The organism is Sphingomonas sp. Ell38C01 (genome assembly GCF_055231975.1).
Genome location: NZ_JBUYVA010000001.1, coordinates 2,333,417 through 2,358,809, shown reverse-complemented (window position 1 = coordinate 2,358,809; position 25,393 = coordinate 2,333,417). Strand labels below are relative to the sequence as shown.

Sequence of the window (25,393 nt, the reverse complement as noted above, 5' to 3'; positions counted from 1 at the left end):
CCGTCACCCCGGATCAGGTCCGGGGTGACGAAGGGCGCGGGTAAGGCGGGGATTTTACCCCGCCGCCTTCGCCAGCCCCTTCGACAGCTGCAACGCGCCGTGCAGCCGGGCCTTGGGATCCGCCCACGCCCGCGTCAGCACCAGTTTCGAATCCGGGCGCAACCGCGCGATCCCGCCCAGCTTCTCGACATAGGCGAGCAGCCCCGGGATATTCGGCGGCGTATCGTCGTGGAACGCGACCAGCGCGCCCTTCGGCCCGACGTCGATCTTCGCGACGCATGCCTTCTTCGCGTTCAGCTTGATCTCGATGAGCTTCACCAGATTGTCCGTCGGCTCGGGCAGCGTGCCGAACCGGTCGATCATCTCGGCGGCGAAGTGATCGAGCGCGGCACGATCCTCGACGTCATTGAGGCGGCGATAGAGGCCCATGCGCAGGTCGAGATCGGGGACATAGTCCTCCGGGATCAGGATCGGGGCGTCGACCGTGATCTGGGGGCTGAAATCCTTCGGCCGCAGCCGCTCGCCGCCGGCCTTGGCGTCCATGATCGCCTCCTCCAGCATCGCCTGGTAGAGCTCGTAGCCGACTTCCTTGATATGCCCCGACTGCTCGTCGCCGAGCAGATTGCCCGCGCCGCGAATGTCGAGATCGTGGCTGGCGAGCTGGAACCCCGCGCCCAGCGTGTCGAGATCGCCCAGCACCTTCAGCCGCTTTTCCGCCGCATCGGTCATCTGCCGTTCGGGCGGTGTCACCATATAGGCGTACGCCCGCGTCTTCGATCGCCCGACGCGCCCGCGCAGCTGGTAGAGCTGGGCAAGGCCGAAGCGGTCCGCGCGGTTGACGATCATCGTGTTGGCGCTGGGGATATCGATGCCGCTCTCGATGATCGACGTGGAGATCAGCACTTCGAACTTCCTGTCGTAGAACGCGCTCATCCGCTCCTCGACATCCGTCGGCGCCATCTGGCCGTGCGCGATGACGTAGCGGATTTCGGGCACCTGCTTGCGCAGGAACTCCTCGATATCGGGCAGGTCGGCGATGCGCGGGGTGACGAAGAAGCTCTGCCCGCCGCGATAATGTTCGCGCAGCAGGGCCTCGCGCAGGACGACCGGATCCCACGGCATGACGTAGGTGCGCACCGCGAGCCGATCGACCGGCGGGGTCTGGATCACCGAAAGCTCGCGCAGCCCCGACATCGCCATCTGGAGCGTGCGCGGGATCGGCGTCGCGGTCAGCGTCAGCAGGTGGACCTCGGCCTTGAGCGCCTTCAGCCGCTCCTTGTGCGTCACCCCGAAACGCTGTTCCTCGTCGACGATGACGAGGCCCAGCCGCTTGAAATCGATGCCCTTGGCGAGGATCGCGTGGGTGCCGACGACGATGTCGAGGTCGCCCGACGCGGTGCCTTCCTTGACGGTCTTCGCCTCCGCCGCGGTGACGAGTCGCGACAGGCGGCCGATCTTGATCGGGAAGCCTTCGAACCGCGCGACGAAGTTGTTGTAGTGCTGGCGCGCGAGCAGCGTCGTCGGGCAGACGACCGCGACCTGCATCCCCGCCATCGCCGCGACGAAGGCGGCGCGCAACGCCACCTCGGTCTTGCCGAAGCCGACATCGCCGACGACCAGCCGGTCCATCGGCTTGCCCGCGCCCAGATCGCCCAGCACGTCGTCGATCGCGCGATCCTGGTCGTCGGTCTCCTCGTACGGGAAGCGATCGACGAAGGCGGGATAGCCGCTCGAATCAGGCTCCGCGACCTCGCCGGGGCGCAGCGCGCGTTCGGCGGCGGTCGCGATCAGCTCGCCCGCGATCTCGCGAATCCGCTCCTTCATCTTCGACTTGCGCCGCTGCCACGCCTCGCCGCCCAACCGGTCGAGCGTCGCGCCGTCCTCGCCCGAGCCGTAGCGCGAGAGCACGTCGATATTCTCGACCGGCACGAACAGCTTGTCCCCGCCCGCATAGCTGAGCGCGACGCAATCGTGCGGCGCCTTGCCGACGGGGATCGAGGTCAGCCCCTCATACCGCCCGATGCCGTGATCGACATGGACGACGAGATCGCCCGGCGACAGCGTCGCGAGTTCGGCGAGGAACGCGTCGGTCGACTTGCGGCGCTTGGAGCGTCGGACCAGCCGGTCGCCCAGCATGTCCTGCTCGGTCATCACCGCGACGCCCGGCGCGGTGAAGCCGTGATCGAGCGGCAGGACGATCAGCGCGACCTGCGTCTCGCCGACACCCAGCGCCTGCTGCCAGGTGTCGACCGGCTTCGCGCCCGTCAGTCCGTGATCGGCGAGCAGGTTCGTCAGCCGATCGCGTGCGCCGAGCGAATAGCTGGCGAGGATCGGCTTGCGCTTGGCCTTCTTCAGCGCCGCGATGTGATCGACGACTGCTTCGTAGACATTCTCGTGCGCCGCGCGCTCGGGCGCGAAATCGCGCGCATTGTCGACGCCGAAGTCGAGGACGGTCCTGCTCTCGGGCTCGTGGAACGGTGTCGCGACATGCGCGACCGCGGCGGTCAGCGCGCCTTTCCACTCCGCTTCGTCGAGATACAGCGTCTTGGCGGCGAGCGCACGATAGCTGCCGGGCTGCGCGGCTTCGGCGCGTTTGCGGTTCTCGTAATAGTCCGCGATCGATTCGAGCCGGCTGTCCGCCGCCGCGGTGCTGGCGCCGTCGCGCACGACGACCGCGTCGTCGCCGAGATGGTCGAAGAGCGTCGCCAGCTTGTCCTCGAACAGCGGCAGCCAATGCTCCATCCCCGCCAGCCGCCGGCCTTCGCTCACCGCCTGATAGAGCGGATCGCCCGTCGCGGTCGCGCCGAACTTGTCGCGATAGCGCGTGCGGAACCGCTTGATCGACTCCTCGTCGAGCAGCGCTTCGGACGCGGGGAGCAGGACGAAGCCGTCGACGCGGCCCGTCGTGCGCTGGTCGGCGGGATCGAAGGTGCGGACGCTCTCGATCTCGTCGCCGAAGAAGTCGAGCCGCAGCGCGTGCTCCTCGCCGCTGGGGAACAGGTCGACGATCCCGCCGCGCACCGCATATTCGCCCGCATCGTGGACGGTGTCGGTGCGGACATAGCCGTTCGCCTGCAACAGCGCGGCGAGCTTGTCGCGGTCGATCCGTTCGCCGGGCTTCAGGCTCGCGACGAGCTGGCGGATGCGGAACGGCGTCAGCGTGCGCTGGGTCGCGGCGTTGACCGTCGTCAGGACGAGCTGCGCGGACTTCGGCGCGGCCTGCAACCGGTGGAGCGCGCCGATCCGCTCCGCCATCACGCGCAGCGTCGGCGAGGCGCGGTCATAGGGCAGGCAGTCCCATGCGGGCACCTGCACCACCTCCAGTTCGGGCGCGAAATACGCCGCGGTCGCCGCGATCGCGCGCATCGCGGATTCGTCGGGGGCGATATACACCGCGCGCGTCTTGGCGGCGCGCGCGAGGTCCGCGAGCAGCGAAGGCAGGAAGCCCGCGGGCACGCCCGACAGCGTCAATGGTGTGTCGGCGGAGAGGATTGTCTTCAGCTCAGGCATAAACCTCGTACCCCGGCGAAGCCCGGGGTTCAGTTGCAATGATGGTGATGGAACGCGGGCGCGCGTCGGTTCAGCGCGACACCGGCACGAAGTTCAGCGCGCGCATCCGCGCCATCACCGTGCCGTCCCATTCGGGCGGGCAGGGGATCGATCCGATCGCCCATCCCATGATGTCAACGTCCTGCTCCTCCAGCAGCGCCTCGAAATGATCGAGTTCCGCCGTCGACAGCGTCTCGCCATGCGCATCGAAGAACCCGCCGATCATCAAATCCGCCTCGCGCGTGCCGCGGTGCCAGCTGCGGAAGCGCAGGCGTTTCAGGCGGGTGGCGTGGTCCATCGGTTCGGTCCAATACGAAAGCGCCCGGTCGCCGAAAAGCGGCCGGGTTTCGGAATTTCCACTGGCCCGTTCGCCCTGAGCTTGTCGAAGGGCTGCCTTTTCTTCTACCCGCGGATGGAAGAAGGGCAGGGCTTCGACAGGCTCAGCCCAAACGGGACGGGGTGTCGAAACCCCAGATAGTCATGCGACCCGAAATCCTCAATCCACTCTTCGCCGAGGTCACCGCGCTCAAGGGCGTCGGCCCCGCGCTCGCCAAGCCGCTCGACCGGCTGGGTCTGGCGCGCGCGGTCGACGTCGCGTTCCACCTGCCGACCGGGTGGGTCGACCGGGTGCCGCGCACCGAACTCGACGCCGCGGATGCAGGCCGCATCATCGCGATCACCGTCACCCCGCGGGAGGTGCGTGGCGGCGGCGGCCCGCGTGCACCGACGCGCGTCAATGCGGTCGACGCGGCGGGCAACCACGTCGCGCTCGTCCATTTCGGCGGATCGTCGGGCTGGGTGAAGAAGCTCTATCCGCTCGACCAGCCGGTACGGATTTCGGGCAAGCTCGAGCAATATGGCGACCAGCTCCAGATCGTTCACCCCGACATGGAAGGCGAGGACGGCTTCCGCGAACGCGAGCCGATCTACGCACTGTCCGAAGGGCTCACCTCGCGCCGCCTCGCCGCGCTGACCGAGCAGGCGGTCGCGCGCGCGCCCGATCTCGCCGAATGGATCGATTCCGGGCTGAAGGCGAAGCGGGACTGGCCGTCGTGGCGCGATGCGCTCGCGCGGATCCACGCCGACCCCGCAGACGTGAAGGCGCGCGAGCGGCTCGCCTATGACGAGGTCTTCGCCAACCAGCTCGCGCTGATGCTGGTCCGCGCAGACACCCGCAAGCGCCGCGGGCGCGCGCTGGCGGGCGACGGACGGCTGCGCGCGATGCTGCGGCTTCCGTACGAACCCACCGGCGCACAGTCGCGGACGATCCGCGAGATCGAGGGCGACCTCGCGCAGACCGCGCCGATGCTGCGGCTGCTTCAGGGCGATGTCGGTTCGGGCAAGACGCTGGTCGCGACGATGGCGTTGCTGATCGCGGTCGAGGCCGGGGCGCAGGGCGCGATGCTGGCGCCGACCGAGATCCTGGCGCGCCAGCATTACGAGACGTTGAAGCGCACGCTCTCCGGCCTCCCGGTCGAGGTCGCGGTGCTCACCGGGCGCGACAAGGCGCGCGCGCGCGAGGCGACGCTGATGGGGCTGGCGGACGGCTCGATCGATATCCTCGTCGGCACCCACGCGATCTTCCAGGAGGGGGTCGGCTACAACGACCTGTCGCTGGTCGTGGTCGACGAGCAGCACCGCTTCGGCGTGGCGGAGCGGATGATGCTCCAGGCCAAGGGACGCACCCCGCCGCACGTGCTGGCGATGACCGCGACGCCGATCCCGCGCACGCTGACGCTCGCGCTCCACGGCGAGATGGACCAGAGCCAGCTCGACGAGATGCCGCCGGGCCGCGAGCCGATCGAGACGCGCGTCATTTCGGAAGATCGCCTCGACGAGGTCGTCAACGCGCTCGGCCGGCACCTGTCGGAAGGGAAGCAGGCCTATTGGGTCTGCCCGCTGGTCGAGGAGAGCGAGAAATCGGATCTCGCCGCGGCCGAGATGCGCGCGGCCACCCTGGCGGCGCGGTTCGGCGACCGGGTCGCGCTGGTCCACGGCCGCATGAAGCCGGCCGAGAAGGACGCGGTGATGGCGGATTTCTCTGCGGCGAAGACCGGCGTGCTCGTCGCGACGACGGTGATCGAGGTCGGCGTCGATGTACCCAACGCGACGCTGATCGTGATCGAGGCGGCGGACCGGTTCGGACTCGCGCAGCTCCACCAGTTGCGCGGACGGGTCGGGCGGGGCGGGGGGCATTCGGTGTGCCTGCTGGTGCGCGGTTCCGCGCTCAGCGAGACGTCGCGCGCGCGTCTCGCACTGATGCGCGAGACGAATGACGGATTCCGTATCGCGGAGGAGGATCTGCGGCTGCGCGGCGCAGGCGAACTGCTCGGCACGAAACAGTCGGGGGAGGCCGCGTTCCGGCTCGCCACGCCCGAGATGCTCGGCGGCCTGCTGCCGCCCGCGACCGACGATGCCCGGTTGCTGATCGATCGCGATGGCGGGCTCGACGGGGTGCGCGGGCAGGCGGCGCGGATCGCGCTCTACCTCTTCGATCGCGATGCGGGGGTGGCGTTGCTGCGATCGGGGTGAATCCCTATCGCCCCATCGCCCCCAGCAGCTCGTAATATTGCGCCAGCGGCACCGTCCGCCCGATATGGCAGCCGATCCGCCCGCCCAGCACCCAACGCACCTCCGCCACTACGGTGCCGATCACCGGCAGCGTCACCGACATGCGGTCACCCGGCTGGCAGGCGAGATCGCTGCGCAGCATCAGCCCGCTCGGCGACATGTTGACGACCAGCAGCGGAAGCGACCGCCCGTCGGCCCCGATGGCACGGGCGCGATAGTGGACGTCGTCGCGCGGCTCGCTGCGCGTCTCCGCCGATTGGGTCATCGCAAAATTCGTCGCCACTCCAGAGCCTTCCGCTCGATCCACGCAACGATCCGTATACGGTCGCGGATGAAGCGCGCGGAAAGGGAGGTGGTGAACGCGCGGTTACATATCCCCGGTCATCATGATCCGCGCGTCACCAGCCCGTGATGCTTCTTGCCCGCCGACACCCGCACCGGCGTGTCGCCGATCGCGATCGTCGCCGCCTCGTCGCCCACGCGCTCGCCGTCCACGCGTGCGCCGCCGCCCTTGATGAGCCGACGGGCCTCGCCCTTCGACGCGCAGAAGCCGAGCTCGACCAGCGCATCGACCACCGCGATGCCGCTCGCCGCGACGATCGACGGCAGCGAGTCACCGCTTGCGCCCTCCTCGAACGTCCGCCGCGCAGTCTCCGCGGCCTGTTCCGCCGCGTCGCGCCCGCGGCACATCGCGGTCGCCTCGTTCGCCAGCACGATCTTCGCCGCGTTGATCTCGGAGCCTTCAAGGGCTTCTAGCTGCGCGATCTCGTCCAGCGGCAGGTCGGTGAACAGGCGCAGGAACCTGCCGACGTCGCGGTCGTCGGTGTTGCGCCAGAACTGCCAATAGTCGAAATGCGGCAGCTGGTCCTCGTGGAGCCACACCGCGCCCGCCATCGTCTTGCCCATCTTCGCGCCGTCCGCGGTTGTGATGAGCGGGGTGGTGACGCCGAACACCTCGGTGCCGTCCATCCGCCGCGACAGCTCGATCCCGTTGACGATGTTTCCCCACTGATCGCTGCCGCCCATCTGGAGCCGGCATCCCGCGCGCCGCGACAGCTCCAGGAAGTCGTACGCCTGGAGGATCATGTAGTTGAACTCGAGGAAGGACAGCGACTGCTCGCGGTCGAGCCGCAGCTTCACCGAGTCGAACGACAGCATCCGGTTGACGCTGAAATGCTGCCCCACGTCGCGCAGGAAGGGGATATATTCCAGCGCGTCGAGCCATTCGGCATTGTCGAGCATGATCGCATCCGTCGGTCCGTCCCCGAAGGTCAGGAACCGCTCGAAGATCCGCTTGATCGAGGCGACGTTGCTCGCGATCCCGTCCGCCGCCAGCAGCTTCCTCGCCTCGTCCTTGAAGCTGGGGTCGCCGATCTTGCCGGTGCCGCCGCCCATCAGCACGATCGGCTTGTGCCCGGTCTGCTGGAGCCGGCGCAGCAGCATGATCTGGACGAGGCTGCCGACATGGAGCGACGGCGCGGTCGGATCGAAGCCGATATAGCCGGGCACGACCTGCGTGGCCGCCAGCGCGTCGAGCGCGGCGTCGTTCGTCGTCTGGTGGATATAGCCGCGCGTCGAGAGCGTACGGAGCAGGTCGGAGCTGTAATCGGTCATCGTTCTTCTTCCCCCCTCCCGCGCGCGGGAGGGGCAGGGGGAGGGGGTGTCAGCTTTTGTCGACGCATGTCGACGGACAAAATCAACACGCGCCACATGCCCGCCTCGCGCGCGTCCCGCAAGCTCGTGGGGCTAGGGCAACCTCAATCCGAAGCGCGAAGAAGAAAAAGCTCACTCACCTATTCCCGTTAGTGCTGAGCATGTCGAAGCACTGCCCTTCTTCTCATGGCGCAGAAAGGAAAGCAGCCCTTCGACACGCTCAGGGCAAACGGGATTGGGAAGGGATGTCGCTATTCTTCACCGCGCCTCCACGCCTCCGCGCGAACCGACCTACTCGCACTGCTCACTTCCCGCACGATCCGCACGCCACCCGAGCCGCGCTCCCTACAACCGCGGCAGCTGTGCCACCGGATCCACCGGCGTCCGCCCCCGGCGCAATTCGAAATGCATCTCGGGCCGATCCGCGAACCCGGTGTCGCCCGACAGCGCGATCGTCTGGCCCTTCTTCACCGCCTGTCCGCGCTGGACCATCAGCTTCGAGGCGTGGCCATAGACGCTCGTCCAGCCTTCGCCATGCTTGACGATCACCAGCCCGCCCAGCGCCGCGATCCCGTCGCCGACATAGGCGACGACGCCGTCCGCGACGGCCTTGATCGGCGTGTCGATCGGCACCGCGATCTTGATGCCGTTGCTGCGATCGCCGGTGCCGCCCGCGCCGAAACGCTTCACGATCGCGCCCGTCACCGGCCACGCGAACCGACCCGCCAGCCGCGGCGGCTCGACGACGACCGCGGTCGACGGCAGCACGCGCGCGGCGGAGCGGACGGGCCTGGCGGGGGCCTGGTCCGGCGCCGGGGCGGGCTCGCCGCCGGTCAGGATGTCGTCGACGTCAAGCTTGAACGCGGCGGCGCGCTCGGCGGCGGTGCGCGGGCGGTCCGCGCCGGGGATCAGCACGCGCTGCCCGACGCGCAGCATATAGGGCTCCTCCAGCCCGTTCGCCGCGACGATCCGCGACCATTCGACCGCATAGGCGCGCGCGATCGCGATTCCCGTCTGGCCCTGCCGCACGAGGTGATAGCGGCCGCCCGGGATCTGCAACGTCTGCCCGACGCGCACCGTGAACGGCGGCGCGAGCCCGTTGGCGCGCGCGATCGCCTCCGATCCCGCGCCGGTCGCGTTGCCGATGCTGCGCAGCGTGTCGCCGGGACGGACCTCATAGGCGTGCGCATCGACGCTGGCGGCGTCGGCGGGGACGGGGCGCGCTTCCCAGGCGGGGCGGGGGGCGGGGAGCTTCTCGACCGGCGTGTCGGCGGACTGGCGTTCGTAATCGGGTGCCGGTGCCGGGGCGGTCCGCGCAGGCGGCGCGGGATAGCGCCGTTCGGGCGGCACATCGACGCTGGGGATGCAGGCCGCCGCCAGGAGGGGCAGCGCGGCCGCCCCGATCCGCATTCGCATCCTCTTGGTCCCCTTCAGCGGTACGCGTCCGCCAGCGACTGTAGCGACGCGTCATGCGTCAGGTCCAGATGCAGCGGCGTGACCGAGACATAGCCGTCCGCCGCCGCCTCCAGATCGGTGTCCGCCAGCGGCGTGTGCGGCACGCGCCCCAGCGACAGCCAGTAATAGTCGAACCCGCGCGGATCGGTGCGCTGGTCGAGCGTCACCCGGCCGTAATCGCGCAGGCCCTGCCGCACGGCCCGGATACCCTTCACCGCATCGGGCGCGACCGGCGGGAAGTTGACGTTCACCACGGTGCGCGGCGCCCACTCCATCGCCAGCAGCGGCGCGAGCACGCGCGACCCCCATGCTTCCGCCGTCGCGAAGCTGACGTTCGCGCCGGGGCTGGCATCAGGGTAGCGCTGGCTGAGCGCGATCGCGGGGATCCCTGCCAGCGCGCCTTCCATCGCGGCGGCGCAGGTGCCCGAATACAGCACGTCCTCGCCCAGGTTCGCGCCGCGGTTGACCCCTGACAGGATCAGGTCGGGCTTGCGGTCCGCCATCACCACCGACAGCGCGGTCATCACCGCATCGGTCGGCGTGCCCGTCACCGCGAAGCGGCGCTCGCCGAACTGGCGGATGCGCAGCGGCCGGGTGAGAGTGAGCGAGCGCCCCATCCCCGACTGCTCCTCCGCGGGCGCGCAGATCCAGACGTCGTCGCTGAGCGTCGCCGCGATCGTCTCGAGCACCTTCAGGCCGGGGGCGTCGTAGCCGTCGTCGTTGGTCAGCAGAATGCGCATATTGGAATATTGTCCAAAGTCCGTTTGCGCTGAGCTTGTCGAAGTGCTGCCCTTCTTCTCGCCGGTGGAGAAGAACAGCAGGGCTTCGACAGGCTCAGCCCGAACGGGGAGGGGGGGAAGCTTCAGCGCGGCTTTAGCATTTCCGCCCCACCCAGATACGCGCGCAACACCTCGGGCACCGCCACCGCGCCGTCCTCCTGCTGGTAATTCTCGATCACCGCGACCAGCGTCCGCCCCACCGCCAGCGCCGATCCGTTGAGCGTGTGGACGAACCGCGTCGCCTTCTCGCCCTCGGCGCGATAGCGTGCGTTCATCCGCCGTGCCTGGAAATCGGTGCAGGTCGAACAGGACGAGATCTCGCGATACCGATCCTGCCCGGGCAGCCAGACCTCGAGATCGTATGTGCGCGCCGCGGTGAACCCCATGTCGCCGGTGCACAGCTTCATCCGCCGATACGCCAGCCCCAGCGCGTCGAGCATCGCCTCCGCCGCTGCGGTCATCCGCTCGTGCTCCGCCTCGCTCGCCTCGGGGGTCACGATCGACACCATCTCGACCTTGTCGAACTGATGCTGGCGGATCAGCCCGCGCGTGTCGCGCCCCGCCGCACCGGCCTCGGACCGGAAGCACGGCGTCAGCGCGGTGAAGCGCAACGGCAACTCGCCCTCGCCCAGGATCCGCTCGCGCACGATGTTCGTCAGCGAGACCTCCGCGGTCGGGATCAGCCAGCGGCCGTCGGTAGTGCGGAACAGGTCCTCGGCGAACTTCGGCAGCTGGCCGGTGCCATAGGCGACCTCGTCGCGCACCAGCAGCGGCGGCGCGGCCAACTCGAAGCCATGGTCTTTGGTCAGCCGGTCGAGCATGAATTGCCCCAGCGCGCGGTTCAGCTTCGCCATGCTCCCGCGCAGCAACGTGAACCGCGCGCCGCCGATCGCGACCCCGGTTTCGAAATCCATCCCCAGCGCGGGGCCGATGTCGAAATGCTCCTTCGGCACGAACGCGAACGCGGGCTTCGCGCCGCGCTCATGGATCAGCGCGTTGTCGTCCTCGTCCTTGCCCGGCGGCACGTCGGCGGCAGGCAGGTTGGGGATCGCGGCGAGCGTATCCTGCAATTCGGCGTCGAGCGCGGCGCTCTCGGCCTCCAGTTCCGGCAGCCTTGCCTTGAGCGTGCCGACCTCCGCCATCAGCGCCGCCGCGGTGGCGTCGTCCTTCGCGGCCTTGGCGGCGCCGATCGCCTTCGAGGCATCGTTACGGCGCGCCTGCCCGGTCTGCAACGCGGTCAGCACCGCACGGCGACGCTCGTCGAGCGCGACCAGCGTGGCGGCGGTCGGCGCGAGGCCGCGCCTGGCCAGCGCGGCGTCGAAGGCGGCGGGATCGTCCCGGATCAGGCGGATGTCGTGCATGCCCGGCCTATGCCGAGCGGCCCGTCCGCACGCAACCCGCCCGCGTCCCGGGGCGTTGCCCATCCGGTATCAATCACAGGAGATCCGCCGTGCAGCTTCCCCACAACTCGGTCGTCCTCGTCGCCGACGGGCGCAAGATGCTGTTCCTGCGCAACGCGGGCGACGCGCAGAATCCGAACCTGACGGTCGAGCAGGCGGTGGAACAGGACAATCCGTCGACCGGCGACCAGGCGACCGACCGCGCCGGACAGGCCTCATCGACGCAGGGCGGCGCGCGCAGCTCGGTCGAGCCAACCGACTTCCACCAGATCGAGGAAGATCGCTTCGCCGCCGATGCGGCGGACATGCTCAAGACCCGCGCGTTCGCGAACGACTATGAGTCGCTCATCATCGTCGCCCCGCCGAAGACGCTGGGCGAGTTGCGCAAACATTATCACAAGGAAGTGAGCGACCGGCTGAAGGGCGAACTCGCCAAGGACCTGACCGGCCACCCGATCGACCAGATCGAAAAGGCGTTGCAGGACGCCTGACCCGCAGCGCAAAACGGGCCCGCGTCGCGAGACGCGGGCCCGTTTCGGCTCTTCCCCGTTTCGCGGGGATCTTCAGGCGGCGGCGGGCTTCGCCAGCTTGCGACGCGCGACCAGCGCGGCGGCCGCGGCGCCGAACAACAGGATCATCGGCGGCGCGGGGACGGGGGCGGGATTGCCACCACTCGACCCGCTGCTGGTCGAGGATCCGCTGCTCGACGAGGAACTGGAGGTCGAGCTCGACGAACTGCCCGACGACGATCCGCTCGAGCCGCTCGAGCCGCTCGATCCCGACGACCCCGTCGATCCCGAAGAGCCACTGCTGCCGCTCGACCCGTTCGATCCGCTGCCGCTCGACCCGTTGGAGCTCCAGCCCGACGAGCTCCATCCGTCCGAACTGCTTCCGCTCGACGACCAGCCCTTGCTGCTCGAACCATAGCTCGAGCTCGAGGACGACGATCCGGTCGAACCGCCGTTCTGGTTCTGGTTTTCGTTCTGGTTCTGGTTTTGGTTTTGGTTCTGATTCTGGTTTTGATTCTGGCCCTGCGACTGCTCGTTCTTGTTGTCGATGACCACCTTGTTCCCGCCGGTCGAGCTGGAGGTGGACGAGATCACGACGCTCCCGCCCGATCCGCCACCCGACCCGCCGAAGAATCCGCCGCCGAAGCCCCCGCCACCGCCGTAGAAGCCGCCGCTGCCGCCGATGATCGCGGGCGCGCTGCTGCCGCCGCTCAGGATCGGCTGGGGGGCGGGGATGGGGATCGGCGCGGCCTGGCTGGCGACCGTCACCACCGCCGGCGCACACGCCGCGCTGGTGGTGGTTCGCACGATCCGGCGCACCTTCGTCACCGGTCGCGCCGCCGCGACTCGCACGACGCGCTTCTTGACGTAGCCCTTGGTATAGCCGGCGCTGGTATAGGCGGGGCGGGCCTTGGTTTCGGCGACGTGCACCGCACCTCCCCCGATTACCGCACCGCCGCACGCGCAAGCGCAAAGTTTTGCCATGGCCATCCGCACCGACATGATGTCACTCTTTCGTTCTCTGACGACTAACGCGCGCCAGCTTCGGGTCCACAGCAGCGCTCGTCGCCGCTATGTCCTAAAGTGCAAAACAAAGCTTTAAGCGCAACCACGTTAACCATCATTGTCGTGTCCCATCGCAGGATTGCGACATCGGAGCGGGCAACGACGGCGTTAACGTCCCATTAGGGGACGGATACGCTCGTTCCGGCGAACACTTCGTTAACGATGGCGACAGCAGGCTTGCGCTAAGTGATGGATCGATGATGGAAAAGCGACGCGAGGTCGCTTGTCGTTCGCATCGTGCGCCAGTATAGGCGCGCCCTTAGGGGGGCGGCCCGCAAGGCGCGCATGAGACGCCGGGCGCCACGTGGGGAGACGGGCATGGCGACGGCTTTGAATTGTGCGGACGACAAGGGTTTCCAATCGGTGACGGCGGCGAACGATGCCGCGGACGCGTATCGGCCCGGTGCCGACGAACCGTTCATGAACCCGCGCCAGCAGGCGTATTTTCGCAAGAAGCTGAACGACTGGCGCGACGCGATCCTGCGCGAGGCGCAAGGGACGCTGTCGCAGCTCCAGGTCGATTCGCTGCGCGAGGCGGACCTGACCGATCGTGCGTCGAGCGAAACCGACTGGTCGATCGAACTGCGCACCCGCGACCGCCAGCGCAAGCTGGTGTCGAAGATCGATGCCGCGCTGCGCCGGATCGAGGATGGCGAGTACGGTTATTGCGAGGTGTCGGGCGAGCCGATCAGCCTCGGTCGACTCGAGGCGCGGCCGATCGCGACGATGACGGTCGAGGCGCAGGAACGGCACGAGCGAAACGAAAAGGTTTCGCGAGAGGACTGACGCGCACGTCGTCCCGGGGCGGGACACCGTTTCCCTCGTCTCAGGACCGGTGAGATTTCGCTAACCTTTCTTGCGTAGCGAGGATCGACTGATTGGATGAGCGCGATGGACTTCGACAACCCCGCTTTTGATTCGAACACCGGCGAGGCGGATTCGACCGCCGTGTCGCGCAAGCGTTCGCGCGACAGCCTGTTTCTGATGGCGAACATCCGAACCGCGGAGGCACGCGATCCGGTCGCGGTACGCGTGCGCAATCTGTCCGAAGGCGGGCTGATGGTCGAGCTGGGGCAGCCGATCGATACCGAGACGCTGGTCGAGGTCGAGGTGCGCGGGATCGGCTGGGTGAAGGGCCGGGTCGCGTGGCAGGCGGAGGGGCGAACCGGCATCGCGTTCGACAAGCCGATCGATCCGCAACGCGCGCGCAAGCCCGTGGGGACAGGCGGCACGACGCCGGTGTTCGTCAAGCCCATCATCACGCGCCGCTGATCCGCGACGCCGCATTGTCCAGGATCATTGGCGGGCGGCTTACGTCACGGTCATCATGGTCGCGTAGTACCCGCCGGCGAACCGGCGGGCACCGCGCAAGGAATGACGCCGCTCAATGCGACGTCGCGATCTCCTCCTTCACGCGCAGCTTCTGCTTCTTCAGCTGGGCCAGGACCGCCATATCCGGCAGGGGTCGATGCGTTTCCACATCGATTCGCTGTTCGAGGGTGGCGTGCTTGGCTTCAAGGGCCGAGAGATGCGCTGACTGCATGGCGTGAACCTCCTGTCTCGCGTTAGGGGAGACAAGTAAAACACCCCGACGCGCGATTGTCGCCATCCAAATCGGCATTTTTCGATCAACCGAGCGGATCGGGGCGACGATTCGTTGCGCGCGCAAAAATGGCGGTCGCATCGCTTTCCGGGTGCGCTATAGCGCGCGTCGAACGGGGGTCGCTGGACATGGACGATGCGCAGCTTGCGGCAAAGCTGGAGATCTTGCGGGTCGAACACCGCGACCTCGACACCGCGATCGCCGCGCTGGTCGAGGCGGGCGCGAGCGACCAACTCCAGATGGCCCGCCTGAAAAAGCGAAAGCTGCGCCTGCGCGACGAGATCGTGATGCTGGGCGACCAGCTGATTCCCGACATCATCGCCTGAGCCGCGGGCGCGCCGCGCAACCGCGCCGAAACGGGACGGTCCCCTTCGCTGCACTGCCGCACCGCGCTTGGCCCGATTGTAGGAATGTGCGAGCGTCGCTGGATGAACAGGGGACCCGGGCACACGCGGCTGCATCGTCGACTGACCGACGCGCTGTATATCGAAGCGATGCTGCTCGCCGACGACGCGCGCGGCTATTTCGACGATGGCGGGCGTGCCGATCGCGATGCGCTGCCGCCGATGGCGCGCGTCGGCTTCAGCTGCGAGTCGCTGAAGGTGACGACGCGGCTGATGCACGTCATCGCATGGTTGCTGACGCAGCGCGCGGTCGAGGCGGGCGAACTGGCCCCGCGCGAGGCGCTCGATCCGTCGCGCCGACTCGGCGCCGCGCCGGTTACCGACGACGGTGCGCTCCACGACCTGCCCGATCGCGCGCGGGCGCTGGTGCTGGCCAGCGTCGACCTCCACCGCCGCGTCGTCCGCCTGGACCACGCACAGGAAGCGGCGCTTCCCATGCCGAGCCCCGCGCGAAGCATGTTCGACCGGCTGGCGATGGCGTTCTAGCGCCCGGCACGGATGCGGGCGGAGGAAGGGCCGTGGCCCAGGGCCAATCGACATTCAGCGATTGGCGCCCCGACACGTGCCAGACCCGTAACCCCGGAACAGGTCCGGGGTGACGCACAAAGCAGCGCACCACGCTGAATGACGATCGACCCTAGTTCATCCCCAGCCGCGCCCGTGCTGCGCGATATTCTCGCTCCAGCCGGTCGATCCGCTCCGCGACCGATTCGACCCGCTCGACGGCGCCGATACCCTGGCCCGATCCCCAGATGTCGCGCCAGGCCTTGGGTTTCGCGCCGTTGCCGGTGCCGAAATCCATCGTCTTCAGGTCGCCCTCGGGCAGATTGTCCGGGTCCATCCCCGCTGCTGCGATCGACTGGCGCAGATAATTGCCGTGCACCCCGGTGAAGAGGTTGGAATAGACGATGTCGCTCGCACGCCCCGCGACGATGCCGTCCTTGTACGCCTGGTCGGCATTCGCTTCGTCGGTCGCGATGAAGGGGGAGCCGATATAGGCGAAGTCCGCGCCCATCGCCTGCGCCGCCAGCACGGCGTCGCCGGTCGCGATCGATCCGGAGAGCGCGACGGGGCCGTCGAACCACTGGCGGATCTCCTGCACGATCGCGAACGGCGACAGCCGCCCGGCGTGCCCGCCCGCACCTGCCGCGACTGCGATCAGCCCGTCCGCGCCCTTCTCCACCGCCTTGCGTGCGAACCGGTCATCGATCACGTCGTGGAGGGTGATCCCACCCCAGTTGTGGACGGCCTGGTTCAGTTCCGCACGCGCGCCCAGCGACGTGATCGTGATCGGCACCTGCCACTTCTCGCACGTCGCCAGATCGGCCTCGAGCCGGTCGTTCGACTTGTGGACGATCTGGTTCACCGCGAACGGTGCGGCCGGCGATTCGGGGTTCGCGCGGTTATGCGCGGCCAACTCCTCGGTGATCCGGTGGAGCCACTCGTCGAGTAGCGCCTGCGGCCGCGCGTTGAGCGCGGGAAACGACCCGACGATCCCCGCCTTGCACTGCGCGATCACCAGATCGGGACCGGAGATGATGAACAGCGGCGAGCCGATGACGGGCAACCGCAAACGGGCGAGCGAAGAGGGAATGGCCATAACGCGAGTTATGGATAGGCGCGGGAACGCTGTCCAGCCCGTCTTAACGCGCGATTTCTTCCAGCCCCTGCGCGGCGGCGCGGGCATTCTCGACATAATGCGCCGCCGACATCCGCAGGCCCGCGACCGCGGCATCGTCGAGCGTGCGGATCGCCTTCGCCGGGCTGCCGACGATCAGGCTGCGCGGGGGAAACACCTTGCCCTCCGTCACCAGCGCGTTCGCACCGACGATCGATTCGTCACCGATCACCGCGCGGTTGAGGATCGTCGCGCCCATGCCGATCAGCACCCGGTCGCCGATCGTGCAGCCGTGCAGGATCGCGTGGTGCCCGATCGTGCAGTCCTCGCCGACGCTCAGCGGCGAGCCGGGATCGGAGTGAAGCATCGCGCCCTCCTGCACGTTGCTGCGCGCGCCGATCGGGATCGGCGTGTTGTCGCCGCGGACCACCGCGCCGAACCAGATGCCGACATCCTCGCCCAGGATCGCCTCGCCGATCACGTCCGCGCTCGGCGCCACCCACGCGCTGTCTGCGATAGCGGGACGCTTTCCCTTGTAGGCATAGATCGGCATCGCGTCGCGCTCCCCTGATTGATGATCGTAGCCAAGGCATAGGGCGGCGATCGATGCCCGCAAGCGTCGAGGGCGATCACATTCGATCATACCGCAACCGTCACGATTTGTTATAGGCTTCGACGCTACGGCAGGCGCAGGATATTGGAAGCGACTTGGCCCTCGATCTCGACACCCTTTATATCGTCGCCGCGTTCGGAACGATGGTAGCGGCGATCGTCCATCTCGTGCCAGCGATCGCGGGCCGGTTCGGACGCTGGGCGCTGTTGTGGGGGCTCGGCCATCTGCTCCTGGCCGCCACCGCGCTGGTCGCCGTGCTGCCGACGACCGCCGGGCTCCCTACGGTCATCCGGACCGCCAATCCGCTCTCGGTCATCGCCTACGCGTTGATCTTCTGCGGGATGCGCGAGTTCCGGCACCCGGGCGCGCGCGTTCTGCCGGTCGTCGCGGTCGCTACGGTCGTGGGGCTGCCGCTCGTCTTCTCGGGCGATCCGCAGGCGTTCGGCGCCCGAGTCGCGTATCTCAGCGTCGTGCGGGCGCTGTTCGACGTGGCGATCGTCGCGATCGCGATCGACCTGGCCCGGCGCGAGCGGCTCCAGACCGGCTGGCTGATGGCGGCATTGTTCGTCGCCGCGGTGCCGCTGTTCCTCGGCCGCGCCTGGCTCGCCTATACCGGGCAACTCGGCATGCGGCTGACGGGGTTCCATGCGGATATCGCCGCGTGGCTGGCGGCGGGGCAGATCGCGTTCATCGTCTTTCGCGCCTATGCGCTTCTGATCCTGCAGGCGGAGCGCAGCCAGGCCAGCCTGGTCGAGCAGATGGCGCGCGATCCGCTGACCGGCGCGTACAACCGGATGGGGTTCGACCGGCTGCGGCGCCAGCTGACCGGATCGGTCGCGGTGCTGATGGTCGACGTCGACCGGTTCAAGCTGCTCAACGACACGCATGGCCATGCCGCGGGCGATGCGGCGCTGCGGATCGTGTGCGACGCCGCGCGGCACGCGATCGGTGCGCGCGGTGCGGTGGTCCGGTGGGGCGGGGACGAGTTCGTGTGTATCCTGCCCGGTATCGCACACGTGGAGGCCACGGCCATCGCCGAGGCGATCGGCGCACGCTTCGCGGTCGCGATCTGCGACGTGATGCAGGGCCCCCGGCGCCCGGGGCTGAGCATCGGCGTGGTCGACGGCGCGGTCGGGGCCGGGATCGACCTCCTGCTGCAGCGGGCCGACGCGGCGATGTACGCGATCAAGGCGAAACGCCGCGAGTGTCGCATGCCGGTCGCCTGCGCCGCCTGAGCCAGGTTCGCACCGGATTTACCGTGACTTGCCGCGAAAGCCTTTACTTGTAGTCGGTTATCGCGTTTCCTCGGGGTCGGCCGCGACGGACGGCCCGCAGGACAGGAGTGCGCGATGCCGGCACCGGCGATGGCGGGTCGCGGCGGCATCGCGAGCAACGGCAAGATGTCGTTCACGAGCGACCAGGCCGCCACCACCTTGTTGCGCGAGGGGCGGTTCTGGTCGACCGGGGGCACTGCGACGACCGTCACCTACGCCTATCGCGCCACCGGCAGCACCACGGTCAACGGCGTCAGCGGCTTCGCGCCGTTCGACGCGACGCAGATCGCCAGCGCCGAGCGCGCGCTCCAGACCTGGTCCGACGTCGCCAGCATCACGTTCCAGCGCGTCGGCAGCGGGACAAGCGGCGCGGCGGCCTATTCGGACGCCGCGACGATCCTGTTCGGCAGCTTCACGCAGGGCAACGGGTTCGACGGCGCCTTCGCCTATTTCCCGGGTTCGCGTGCCGTCAGCAGCCTCAGCGGAGACCTGTGGTTCCCGACAGGCGACGTACAATGGGCGATCGTCCACGAGATCGGCCACACGATCGGGCTCAGCCATCCGGGCGACTATGACGGCGAAGGCTTCAGCTACGCCGCCAACGCCGCCTATTACGAGGATAGCGAAAGCTATTCGGCGATGAGCTATTTCGGGCCGCGCAATACCGGCGGGGCCGGCACCTATCCCGAACCCGCGACGCCGATGCTCGACGACATCGTCGCGATCCAGCGCGCGTACGGCGCCAACATGACGACGCGCACCGGCGACACCGTCTATGGCTTCAACACCAATGCCGGCGCGATCTATGCCGGCACCGCGACCGCGCCGTACACCGTGTGGGACGCGGGCGGCGTCGACACGTTCGATTTCTCGGGCAATGCGCGCACCCAGACGATCGACCTGCGCGCGGGCGCCTTCTCGACGATCAACGCGCGGCCCTATTCGATCGCGATCGCGTACGGCGTGACGATCGAGAACGCGGTCGGCGGCAGTGCGGCGGACGTGCTGATCGGCAACCCCGCGGGCAACCGACTGGAGGGGCGCGACGGCAACGACACGCTCTATGGCGAGGATGGCGACGACACGCTGCTCGGCGGTGCGGGCAACGACTCGCTCGAAGGCGGGACAGGGGCAGACCGGCTCGACGGCGGCACCGGCATCGATACGCTCGTCGGCGGGATCGGCGACGACACCTATCTGGTCGACGCGCTCGGCGACGTGATCGTCGAGGCGGTGGGGGCGGGGCGCGACACCGTGCTCGCCAGCGCCAGCTACGTGCTCGCGAACGGCGTCTCCGTCGAGACGCTCGCGCTTGCCGACGCCACCGCGACCACCGCGCTGTTCCTGACCGGGAACGACCTCAACCAGATCATCACCGGCAATGCCGGCGCGAACATCCTCAACGGCGGCGGTGGCACCGGCGACACGCTCGTCGGGCTCGGGGGCGACGACACCTATCTCGTCCGGGGCCTCGGCGACGTCGTGATCGAGGAGCGTGGCCAGGGCAACGACCTGATCTACACGACCGTCAGCTACAATCTGGGCGAGTACGAGATAGAGTTCCTGTCGACCGTCCAGCACACCGACACGACGCCGATCAACCTGATCGGCAACTATTACAGCTCGACGTTGATCGGCAACTACGGCGACAACATCCTCAACGGCGGCTCGGGCGCGGACACGTTGACGGGGCTGAAGGGCAACGACACCTATGCCGTCGCCGATGGCCGAATCGTCATCGTCGAGGCGGATGGAGACGGCTTCGACACCGTCGTCACCAGCGTCAGCTACACGCTGGGCGCGACCGCCAGCATCGAGGTGCTCGCTGCACAGGATCGCGCGGCGACCGATGCGCTGGCGCTGCGCGGCAATGCGTTCGCGCAGACGATCGCGGGCAATTTGGGCGCCAATACGCTCAATGGCGGCGGCGGTGCGGATACGCTGCTGGGGTTCGGCGGCGCGGACGTCTTCCAGTTCGATACCGCGCTCGGCGGCGGCAACGTCGACACGATCGTCGATTTCCTCCCCGGCACCGATCTTCTGCTGCTGGCGTCGACCGTCTTCACCGCGTTGCCCAAGATCCTCGGCGCGGGCAATCTGGTCATCGGCCCCGCCGCGCTCGACGCGGACGACTATCTGGTCTTCGACAATGTCAGCGGCCAGCTCTTCTATGACAGCGACGGCGATGGCGCAGCGGCACAGGTCCTGTTCGCGACACTCACCCCCGGCCTCGCGCTGTCGGCGGCGAACATCCAGGTCTACACCCCGGAAGCACCCATCCCGGTGCCCGTCATCAACGTCTGAGGTTCCATGCCGTGATCCCGGCTACGCTGGAATCGCTCTCGACGAAGAGCACCCCCGCCCCAACACCTCCCGTCACCCCGGACTTGATCCGGGGTCCAGCTTCTTTGTATTATGAGCGTCGGGCAAAGCGGGACCCCGGATCAAGTCCGGGGTGACGAACGAGCCTACTTCGCCTCCGTCCGCGCCAGCAACGCGCGCAGGTCGTCGCTCCAGTTCACCGCCCAGGTGTGCGTCCCGTGCCCGCGCGTCTCCGCCGTCTCCGGGATGAGCCGGAACGTCGCATCCTTCATCCGCCGTATCGCCCGCCCCGGAAAGTCGAGCCCGCGCGGATTGATGAAATCGTCCGCCGAGTTGATCCACGCCATCGGCGCCGTGATCGCCTCCAGCCGTGACCAAGGATCGTAGTTGCGCGACGAATCGAGCTGGTAGATCAGGTCGTTCGCCTCCAGCAGCGGCAGCGCCTTGCCCACCCTATCGCGGACATAGGCGGTCGCTGCGTCGCGCGTCGGGAAATCGCGCTGGAGGTTCAGCGGCGCACCGCCCGCCACGAACAACAGCGACTGCGCGGTCCGCAGCCCCTGTACCGGCTGCGTCGTGTAATCGCCTCCGCGCCACGCCGGATCCGCCTCGATCCCGTCGATCGCCAGCTGCCGCCACATCCGGTTGAGCCCCGCGATCGCGACCGGCTCGCACGCCATCGGCATCAGCGCGCGCGCATAGTCCGGGAAGGTCTCCCCCCACACGAACGCATGCATGCATCCCATCGACGTGCCCATGACGAGCCGCATCCGCGCGATCCCCAGCCCCTCGGTCAGCAGACGGTGTTGCGCCGCGACCATGTCGTCATAGTCGTATTTCGGGAACGCCATCCGCATCCCGTCGGACGGCTTGGACGACCTGCCATGGCCGATATTGTCCGGCAGGATGACCCAGTATTTCGCGATGTCGAGCGGCTGGCCGGGGCCATAGAGCCGGTCCGCGAACTGGGGCGCGAGGAACTGCTTGCCCGTCCCCCCGGTGCCGTGGAGCACCATCACCGCATTGTCGATCCGCCCCTTCGCGTCGCGGTGCGGCGTGCCGAGCGTCGTGTAATGGATCCTGAGCGCCGCCAGCGTCTGGCCGTCGCGGAACCGGAAGTCACGGATCGTATGGTCCGCCTCGCGCGTCGGCCACTTCGTCGCGGGCACGGCACGCGAACGGTCGGTCGCGACCGGGGCGGCAGGGGAAGCAGGGGCGGGGGACGCCGCCTGCAGGGCGAGTGCGATCAGTGCGAGCATGGCCGGGCCTCGTGGATACGATCGGGGAAAGTCCCCTTGTTCCGTAACAGGTGTTACGTCAGGGTGCGGCAAAATCAACGGTGGAGAGCAGCCATGGCGTACGAGACGATCCGGTATGCGGTCGCGGACCGCATCGCCACCATCACCCTCCACCGCCCGGAAAAACTCAACGCCTTCACCGGTCAGATGATGCGCGAGCTGATCGCGGCGTTCGACCGGGTCGACGCCGACGACGACGTCCGCGCGGTGATCGTCACTGGCGAGGGCCGGGCGTTCTGCGCAGGCGCGGACCTTTCCGCGGGCAGCAAGACCTTCGACTACGAATCGCGCGGCGACGACTCGCCGGTCGCCCCCGACGGTACGCTGCGCTATGCGAGCGAGAGTGCGCGCGACGGGGGTGGACGCGTCACGCTTCGGATCTTCGAGTGCCTCAAGCCCGTGATCGCCGCGATCAATGGCCCCGCGGTCGGGATCGGCGCGACGATGACGCTCGCGATGGACATCCGCCTCGCCAGCGACACCGCGCGGTTCGGCTTCGTCTTCGCGCGTCGCGGCATCCTGCCCGAGGCGGCGTCGTCCTTCTTCCTGCCGCGGATCGTCGGCATCTCGCAGGCGCTCGAATGGTGCTATTCGGGCCGCGTCTTCCCGGCCGACGAGGCGCTTGCGGGCGGGCTGGTCAAGGCGGTCGTCCCGGGCGACCAACTCCTCACCCGCGCCACCGCGATCGCGCGCGAGATCGCGGACAACACCGCCCCCGTCTCGGTCGCGATGATCCGCCAGATGATGTGGCGCGGGCTCGGGATGGCGCACCCGATGGAGGCGCACCGGATCGACAGTCGCGGCATCCTGTCGCGTGGCCGCAGCGGCGACGCGAAGGAAGGGGTCACGTCGTTCCTGGAGAAGCGCCAGCCCGTCTATCCCGACACCGTCTCGCGCGACATGCCCGATTTCTTCCCGTGGTGGGAGGAGCAGCGCTACTGCTGACCCGCTATCGCGGCCGCACCGTCAACGCGTCCTGGCTCGCATCTCCCAGGTCGCTTCCGCCGTCGACGTTCAGGATCGTGCCCGTCACATAGTTCGCCTGCGCGCTCGAAAGCCACATCGCCGCCTCCGCAATATCGCCCTTCGTGCCATAGTCGCGAAGCGGCAGCCGCGCCTTGATCGCCGCCTCGCGCCCCGGATCGGCTGCCAGCCGCGCCATCCCTTCGGTCTGAGCGATCGGCCCGGGCGAGATCGCGTTGACCCGGATTCCGGCAGGCCCCCATTCCAGCGCGAGGCACTTCACCACCATGTTGACCCCGGCCTTCGCGGCGCACGCATGGATCTGGAACGGCATCGGATGCACCGCCTGTCCCGCGGTGATCGCCACCAGCGATGCCCCGGGCTTCGCCAGATACGCGAAGCTGGCGTGGAACACGTTGAAGGTGCCGAGCAGATCGATATCGACCACCGTCTTGAACGCATTCGCGCTCATCCCGATCGCCGGCGCCAGGAAATTGCCCGCTGCTCCCGATACCAGCACGTCGACCGGGCCATGGCTGGCGACCGCCGCCTCGAACGCCGCCACCAGCCCGTCATGGTCGCGCACGTCGCACGCGATGCCCGTCGCGGTCCCGCCGGCATCGCGGATACCTGCGGCAGCCGACTCGATCTTGTCCGCGCTCCGGCTCAGGATCGTGACATTGGCCCCGCAGCGCGCGAAGCCGGTCGCGATCTCCAGGTTGATTCCGCTCGACGCTCCGGCGACGAACACGTGCTTTCCCGCGAAATCCGCCATCATCCTCTCCCTTTGCGCGCAGCTTGCGGGCGCGACCGGCCGCGAACAAGCCCACGCATGAAAAATCATCGTTCCACTATTGTTCCTGTAGAACACATGCAGTACATCGCCGATGACGCGTTGAACGGTTCGCGCGCTTGCTTTAGCGAGGGACATTCCAATGGCCGCCAATCTGAAGGTGATCGATACCGGCATGGCAACCGCGACAACAGACCGTCAGAAGGCGCTCGACGCCGCGCTCGCGCAGATCGACCGCGCGTTCGGCAAGGGTTCGGCGATGAAGCTGGGCTCGAAGCAGTCGATGGAGGTGGAGACGATCTCCACCGGTTCGCTCGGGCTCGATATCGCGCTCGGCGTCGGCGGATTGCCGCGCGGGCGCGTGATCGAGGTCTACGGACCCGAATCGTCGGGCAAGACCACGCTCGCGCTTCACGTCATCGCAGAGGCGCAGAAGGGCGGCGGCACCGCCGCGTTCATCGATGCGGAACATGCGCTCGATCCGGTCTACGCCAAGAAGCTGGGCGTCAACATCGACGAGCTGATCGTGTCGCAGCCCGACACCGGCGAGCAGGCGCTCGAAATCGTCGATACGCTGGTCCGCTCGAACGCGATCGACGTACTGGTGGTCGATTCGGTTGCGGCGCTGGTCCCGCGCGCGGAGATCGAGGGCGAGATGGGCGACAGCCATGTCGGCCTCCAGGCGCGGCTCATGTCGCAGTCCCTGCGCAAGCTGACGGGCTCGATCAGCCGATCGCGCTGCATGGTGATCTTCATCAACCAGCTGCGGATGAAGATCGGCGTGATGTACGGCAACCCGGAGACGACGACCGGGGGCAACGCGCTGAAATTCTACGCCTCGGTCCGCCTCGATATCCGCCGCACCGGCGCGATCAAGGATCGCGAGGAAGTCACCGGCAACGCCACGCGCGTGAAGGTGGTGAAGAACAAGGTCGCGCCGCCGTTCAAGCAGGTCGAGTTCGACATCATGTACGGCGAGGGCATCTCGAAGATCGGCGAGATCCTCGATCTCGGCGTCAAGGCCGGGCTCGTCGAGAAGTCGGGTGCGTGGTTCAGCTATGATTCGGTGCGGATCGGGCAGGGGCGCGAGAATTCGAAGAACTTCCTGCGCGAGAATCCCGAAATGGCCGAGCGCCTGGAAAAAGCGATCCGTCAGCGCACCGAGAAGGTCGCCGAGGAGATGATGACCGGCCCGGAGGCGGACGACGATCTGTGATCGCGTCGCCGCCGATGCCGACGAACGAAGGGCCTGCCGGTAACGGCGGGCCCTTTTCGTATCGTCCTTTTCGGCGCCGACGTGGCGGCAACTTCGGCAACTTCCACGCGGTTTCGTCAGCGCTCACCTGGACAATCGATCCGGTCAGCTCGCACCCGCTCTTCGTCATCCCGAACGTGATCCGGGATCTATCCATCCCGGAACGACGTCGACGGAGTGGCAGGCGAGGGCGACTGTTACGCGCTGGATCCTGGATCAAGTCCTGGATGACGCAAGGGATGGGCCAAGGCTATCGACCAACGCCATCG

At 68.1% G+C, this 25,393-nt stretch carries 24 protein-coding genes; 12 read left to right on the top strand and 12 right to left on the bottom strand.

Features of this window, described 5'->3' with window-relative positions:
• Positions 1-54: 54 nt before the first annotated feature.
• A complete protein-coding gene (mfd, locus tag ACV7NO_RS11155) occupies positions 55-3,510 on the bottom strand; it encodes a transcription-repair coupling factor (RefSeq protein ID WP_463406068.1) in 3,456 nt (1,151 codons plus the stop codon).
• A gap of 70 nt (positions 3,511-3,580) precedes the next feature.
• Positions 3,581-3,847, bottom strand: a complete 267-nt coding sequence (locus ACV7NO_RS11150; RefSeq protein ID WP_463406067.1) for an FAD assembly factor SdhE — start codon at positions 3,845-3,847, stop codon at positions 3,581-3,583.
• A gap of 182 nt (positions 3,848-4,029) precedes the next feature.
• Between ACV7NO_RS11150 and recG the strand changes: the two genes are divergently transcribed.
• Positions 4,030-6,081 (top strand): ATP-dependent DNA helicase RecG, encoded by a 2,052-nt coding sequence (gene recG, locus ACV7NO_RS11145; protein ID WP_463406066.1) that lies wholly within the window; start codon positions 4,030-4,032, stop codon positions 6,079-6,081.
• A 4-nt stretch (positions 6,082-6,085) separates the two neighbouring features.
• On the opposite strand, the gene ACV7NO_RS11140 is transcribed toward recG, so the two are convergent.
• The 5 genes from ACV7NO_RS11140 to serS form a co-directional block, all read right to left on the bottom strand.
• Complete coding sequence (locus ACV7NO_RS11140; protein WP_463406065.1) at positions 6,086-6,385, bottom strand: PilZ domain-containing protein; 300 nt, start codon at positions 6,383-6,385, stop codon at positions 6,086-6,088.
• A gap of 119 nt (positions 6,386-6,504) precedes the next feature.
• Positions 6,505-7,734 carry a tyrosine--tRNA ligase gene (gene tyrS, locus ACV7NO_RS11135; protein WP_463406064.1) on the bottom strand — a complete coding sequence of 410 codons (1,230 nt, stop codon included), beginning with the start codon at positions 7,732-7,734 and terminating at the stop codon, positions 6,505-6,507.
• A gap of 384 nt (positions 7,735-8,118) precedes the next feature.
• Positions 8,119-9,183 carry a peptidoglycan DD-metalloendopeptidase family protein gene (locus ACV7NO_RS11130; RefSeq protein WP_463407323.1) on the bottom strand — a complete coding sequence of 355 codons (1,065 nt, stop codon included), beginning with the start codon at positions 9,181-9,183 and terminating at the stop codon, positions 8,119-8,121.
• Between the two features lie 20 nt (positions 9,184-9,203).
• On the bottom strand, positions 9,204-9,968 hold the full coding sequence (surE, locus tag ACV7NO_RS11125; protein ID WP_463406063.1) for a 5'/3'-nucleotidase SurE: 765 nt from the start codon (positions 9,966-9,968) through the stop codon (positions 9,204-9,206).
• Between the two features lie 122 nt (positions 9,969-10,090).
• Positions 10,091-11,368 (bottom strand): serine--tRNA ligase, encoded by a 1,278-nt coding sequence (gene serS / locus ACV7NO_RS11120; protein WP_463406062.1) that lies wholly within the window; start codon positions 11,366-11,368, stop codon positions 10,091-10,093.
• 89 nt (positions 11,369-11,457) lie between these two features.
• Here serS and ACV7NO_RS11115 point away from each other — a divergent pair, with 89 nt between their 5' ends.
• From ACV7NO_RS11115 to ACV7NO_RS11095, 5 genes are all read left to right on the top strand, one after another.
• Positions 11,458-11,898, top strand: a complete 441-nt coding sequence (locus ACV7NO_RS11115) for a host attachment family protein (protein WP_463406061.1) — start codon at positions 11,458-11,460, stop codon at positions 11,896-11,898.
• A gap of 97 nt (positions 11,899-11,995) precedes the next feature.
• On the top strand, positions 11,996-12,334 hold the full coding sequence (locus tag ACV7NO_RS11110) for a hypothetical protein (protein ID WP_463406060.1): 339 nt from the start codon (positions 11,996-11,998) through the stop codon (positions 12,332-12,334).
• Positions 12,335-12,598: 264 nt separating this feature from the next.
• Complete coding sequence (locus ACV7NO_RS11105; protein ID WP_463406059.1) at positions 12,599-12,787, top strand: hypothetical protein; 189 nt, start codon at positions 12,599-12,601, stop codon at positions 12,785-12,787.
• Between the two features lie 512 nt (positions 12,788-13,299).
• Positions 13,300-13,767: an RNA polymerase-binding protein DksA gene (dksA, locus tag ACV7NO_RS11100; RefSeq protein ID WP_463406058.1), complete on the top strand. Its 468-nt coding sequence runs from the start codon at positions 13,300-13,302 to the stop codon at positions 13,765-13,767.
• Between the two features lie 96 nt (positions 13,768-13,863).
• Positions 13,864-14,253: a PilZ domain-containing protein gene (locus ACV7NO_RS11095; protein WP_463406057.1), complete on the top strand. Its 390-nt coding sequence runs from the start codon at positions 13,864-13,866 to the stop codon at positions 14,251-14,253.
• 112 nt (positions 14,254-14,365) lie between these two features.
• Here the strand turns inward: ACV7NO_RS11095 and ACV7NO_RS11090 are convergent, their stop codons facing one another.
• Complete coding sequence (locus tag ACV7NO_RS11090; protein ID WP_463406056.1) at positions 14,366-14,524, bottom strand: YdcH family protein; 159 nt, start codon at positions 14,522-14,524, stop codon at positions 14,366-14,368.
• A 188-nt stretch (positions 14,525-14,712) separates the two neighbouring features.
• Here ACV7NO_RS11090 and ACV7NO_RS11085 point away from each other — a divergent pair, with 188 nt between their 5' ends.
• A complete protein-coding gene (locus ACV7NO_RS11085) occupies positions 14,713-14,910 on the top strand; it encodes a YdcH family protein (protein ID WP_463406055.1) in 198 nt (65 codons plus the stop codon).
• A 102-nt stretch (positions 14,911-15,012) separates the two neighbouring features.
• On the top strand, positions 15,013-15,474 hold the full coding sequence (locus tag ACV7NO_RS11080; protein WP_463406054.1) for a DUF1465 family protein: 462 nt from the start codon (positions 15,013-15,015) through the stop codon (positions 15,472-15,474).
• 151 nt (positions 15,475-15,625) lie between these two features.
• On the opposite strand, the gene ACV7NO_RS11075 is transcribed toward ACV7NO_RS11080, so the two are convergent.
• Both ACV7NO_RS11075 and ACV7NO_RS11070 read right to left on the bottom strand, forming a co-directional pair.
• Positions 15,626-16,588, bottom strand: coding sequence for an NAD(P)H-dependent flavin oxidoreductase (locus ACV7NO_RS11075; RefSeq protein ID WP_463406053.1), 963 nt, complete (start codon positions 16,586-16,588; stop codon positions 15,626-15,628).
• A 43-nt stretch (positions 16,589-16,631) separates the two neighbouring features.
• Positions 16,632-17,159, bottom strand: a complete 528-nt coding sequence (locus ACV7NO_RS11070) for a gamma carbonic anhydrase family protein (RefSeq protein ID WP_463406052.1) — start codon at positions 17,157-17,159, stop codon at positions 16,632-16,634.
• Positions 17,160-17,314: 155 nt separating this feature from the next.
• Here ACV7NO_RS11070 and ACV7NO_RS11065 point away from each other — a divergent pair, with 155 nt between their 5' ends.
• Complete coding sequence (locus ACV7NO_RS11065) at positions 17,315-18,454, top strand: GGDEF domain-containing protein (RefSeq protein WP_463406051.1); 1,140 nt, start codon at positions 17,315-17,317, stop codon at positions 18,452-18,454.
• 114 nt (positions 18,455-18,568) lie between these two features.
• Positions 18,569-20,797 (top strand): M10 family metallopeptidase C-terminal domain-containing protein, encoded by a 2,229-nt coding sequence (locus ACV7NO_RS11060; RefSeq protein ID WP_463406050.1) that lies wholly within the window; start codon positions 18,569-18,571, stop codon positions 20,795-20,797.
• 164 nt (positions 20,798-20,961) lie between these two features.
• On the opposite strand, the gene ACV7NO_RS11055 is transcribed toward ACV7NO_RS11060, so the two are convergent.
• Positions 20,962-22,074, bottom strand: coding sequence for an alpha/beta fold hydrolase (locus tag ACV7NO_RS11055; protein WP_463406049.1), 1,113 nt, complete (start codon positions 22,072-22,074; stop codon positions 20,962-20,964).
• A gap of 93 nt (positions 22,075-22,167) precedes the next feature.
• Between ACV7NO_RS11055 and ACV7NO_RS11050 the strand changes: the two genes are divergently transcribed.
• Positions 22,168-23,058, top strand: a complete 891-nt coding sequence (locus ACV7NO_RS11050; protein WP_463406048.1) for a crotonase/enoyl-CoA hydratase family protein — start codon at positions 22,168-22,170, stop codon at positions 23,056-23,058.
• A 4-nt stretch (positions 23,059-23,062) separates the two neighbouring features.
• Here the strand turns inward: ACV7NO_RS11050 and ACV7NO_RS11045 are convergent, their stop codons facing one another.
• Positions 23,063-23,851 (bottom strand): SDR family oxidoreductase, encoded by a 789-nt coding sequence (locus tag ACV7NO_RS11045; protein WP_463406047.1) that lies wholly within the window; start codon positions 23,849-23,851, stop codon positions 23,063-23,065.
• 160 nt (positions 23,852-24,011) lie between these two features.
• Between ACV7NO_RS11045 and recA the strand changes: the two genes are divergently transcribed.
• The gene (gene recA / locus ACV7NO_RS11040) at positions 24,012-25,085 is read left to right on the top strand and encodes a recombinase RecA (RefSeq protein ID WP_463406046.1); all 1,074 of its coding nucleotides are present in this window, start codon (positions 24,012-24,014) and stop codon (positions 25,083-25,085) included.
• The last annotated feature ends 308 nt before the right edge of the window (positions 25,086-25,393 follow it).

Excerpts from the sequence above, each read along its gene's own strand:
- mfd (WP_463406068.1), bottom strand. The coding sequence starts at position 3,510 with ATGCCTGAGCTGAAGACAATCCTCTCCGCCGACACACCATTGACGCTG.
- ACV7NO_RS11150 (WP_463406067.1), bottom strand. The coding sequence starts at position 3,847 with ATGGACCACGCCACCCGCCTGAAACGCCTGCGCTTCCGCAGCTGGCAC.
- recG (WP_463406066.1), top strand. The coding sequence starts at position 4,030 with ATGCGACCCGAAATCCTCAATCCACTCTTCGCCGAGGTCACCGCGCTC.
- ACV7NO_RS11140 (WP_463406065.1), bottom strand. The coding sequence starts at position 6,385 with ATGACCCAATCGGCGGAGACGCGCAGCGAGCCGCGCGACGACGTCCAC.
- tyrS (WP_463406064.1), bottom strand. The coding sequence starts at position 7,734 with ATGACCGATTACAGCTCCGACCTGCTCCGTACGCTCTCGACGCGCGGC.
- ACV7NO_RS11130 (WP_463407323.1), bottom strand. The coding sequence starts at position 9,183 with ATGCGGATCGGGGCGGCCGCGCTGCCCCTCCTGGCGGCGGCCTGCATC.
- surE (WP_463406063.1), bottom strand. The coding sequence starts at position 9,968 with ATGCGCATTCTGCTGACCAACGACGACGGCTACGACGCCCCCGGCCTG.
- serS (WP_463406062.1), bottom strand. The coding sequence starts at position 11,368 with ATGCACGACATCCGCCTGATCCGGGACGATCCCGCCGCCTTCGACGCC.
- ACV7NO_RS11105 (WP_463406059.1), top strand. The coding sequence starts at position 12,599 with ATGATCGCGGGCGCGCTGCTGCCGCCGCTCAGGATCGGCTGGGGGGCG.
- dksA (WP_463406058.1), top strand. The coding sequence starts at position 13,300 with ATGGCGACGGCTTTGAATTGTGCGGACGACAAGGGTTTCCAATCGGTG.
- ACV7NO_RS11095 (WP_463406057.1), top strand. The coding sequence starts at position 13,864 with ATGAGCGCGATGGACTTCGACAACCCCGCTTTTGATTCGAACACCGGC.
- ACV7NO_RS11090 (WP_463406056.1), bottom strand. The coding sequence starts at position 14,524 with ATGCAGTCAGCGCATCTCTCGGCCCTTGAAGCCAAGCACGCCACCCTC.
- ACV7NO_RS11085 (WP_463406055.1), top strand. The coding sequence starts at position 14,713 with ATGGACGATGCGCAGCTTGCGGCAAAGCTGGAGATCTTGCGGGTCGAA.
- ACV7NO_RS11080 (WP_463406054.1), top strand. The coding sequence starts at position 15,013 with ATGAACAGGGGACCCGGGCACACGCGGCTGCATCGTCGACTGACCGAC.
- ACV7NO_RS11075 (WP_463406053.1), bottom strand. The coding sequence starts at position 16,588 with ATGGCCATTCCCTCTTCGCTCGCCCGTTTGCGGTTGCCCGTCATCGGC.
- ACV7NO_RS11070 (WP_463406052.1), bottom strand. The coding sequence starts at position 17,159 with ATGCCGATCTATGCCTACAAGGGAAAGCGTCCCGCTATCGCAGACAGC.
- ACV7NO_RS11060 (WP_463406050.1), top strand. The coding sequence starts at position 18,569 with ATGCCGGCACCGGCGATGGCGGGTCGCGGCGGCATCGCGAGCAACGGC.
- ACV7NO_RS11055 (WP_463406049.1), bottom strand. The coding sequence starts at position 22,074 with ATGCTCGCACTGATCGCACTCGCCCTGCAGGCGGCGTCCCCCGCCCCT.
- ACV7NO_RS11050 (WP_463406048.1), top strand. The coding sequence starts at position 22,168 with ATGGCGTACGAGACGATCCGGTATGCGGTCGCGGACCGCATCGCCACC.
- ACV7NO_RS11045 (WP_463406047.1), bottom strand. The coding sequence starts at position 23,851 with ATGGCGGATTTCGCGGGAAAGCACGTGTTCGTCGCCGGAGCGTCGAGC.
- recA (WP_463406046.1), top strand. The coding sequence starts at position 24,012 with ATGGCCGCCAATCTGAAGGTGATCGATACCGGCATGGCAACCGCGACA.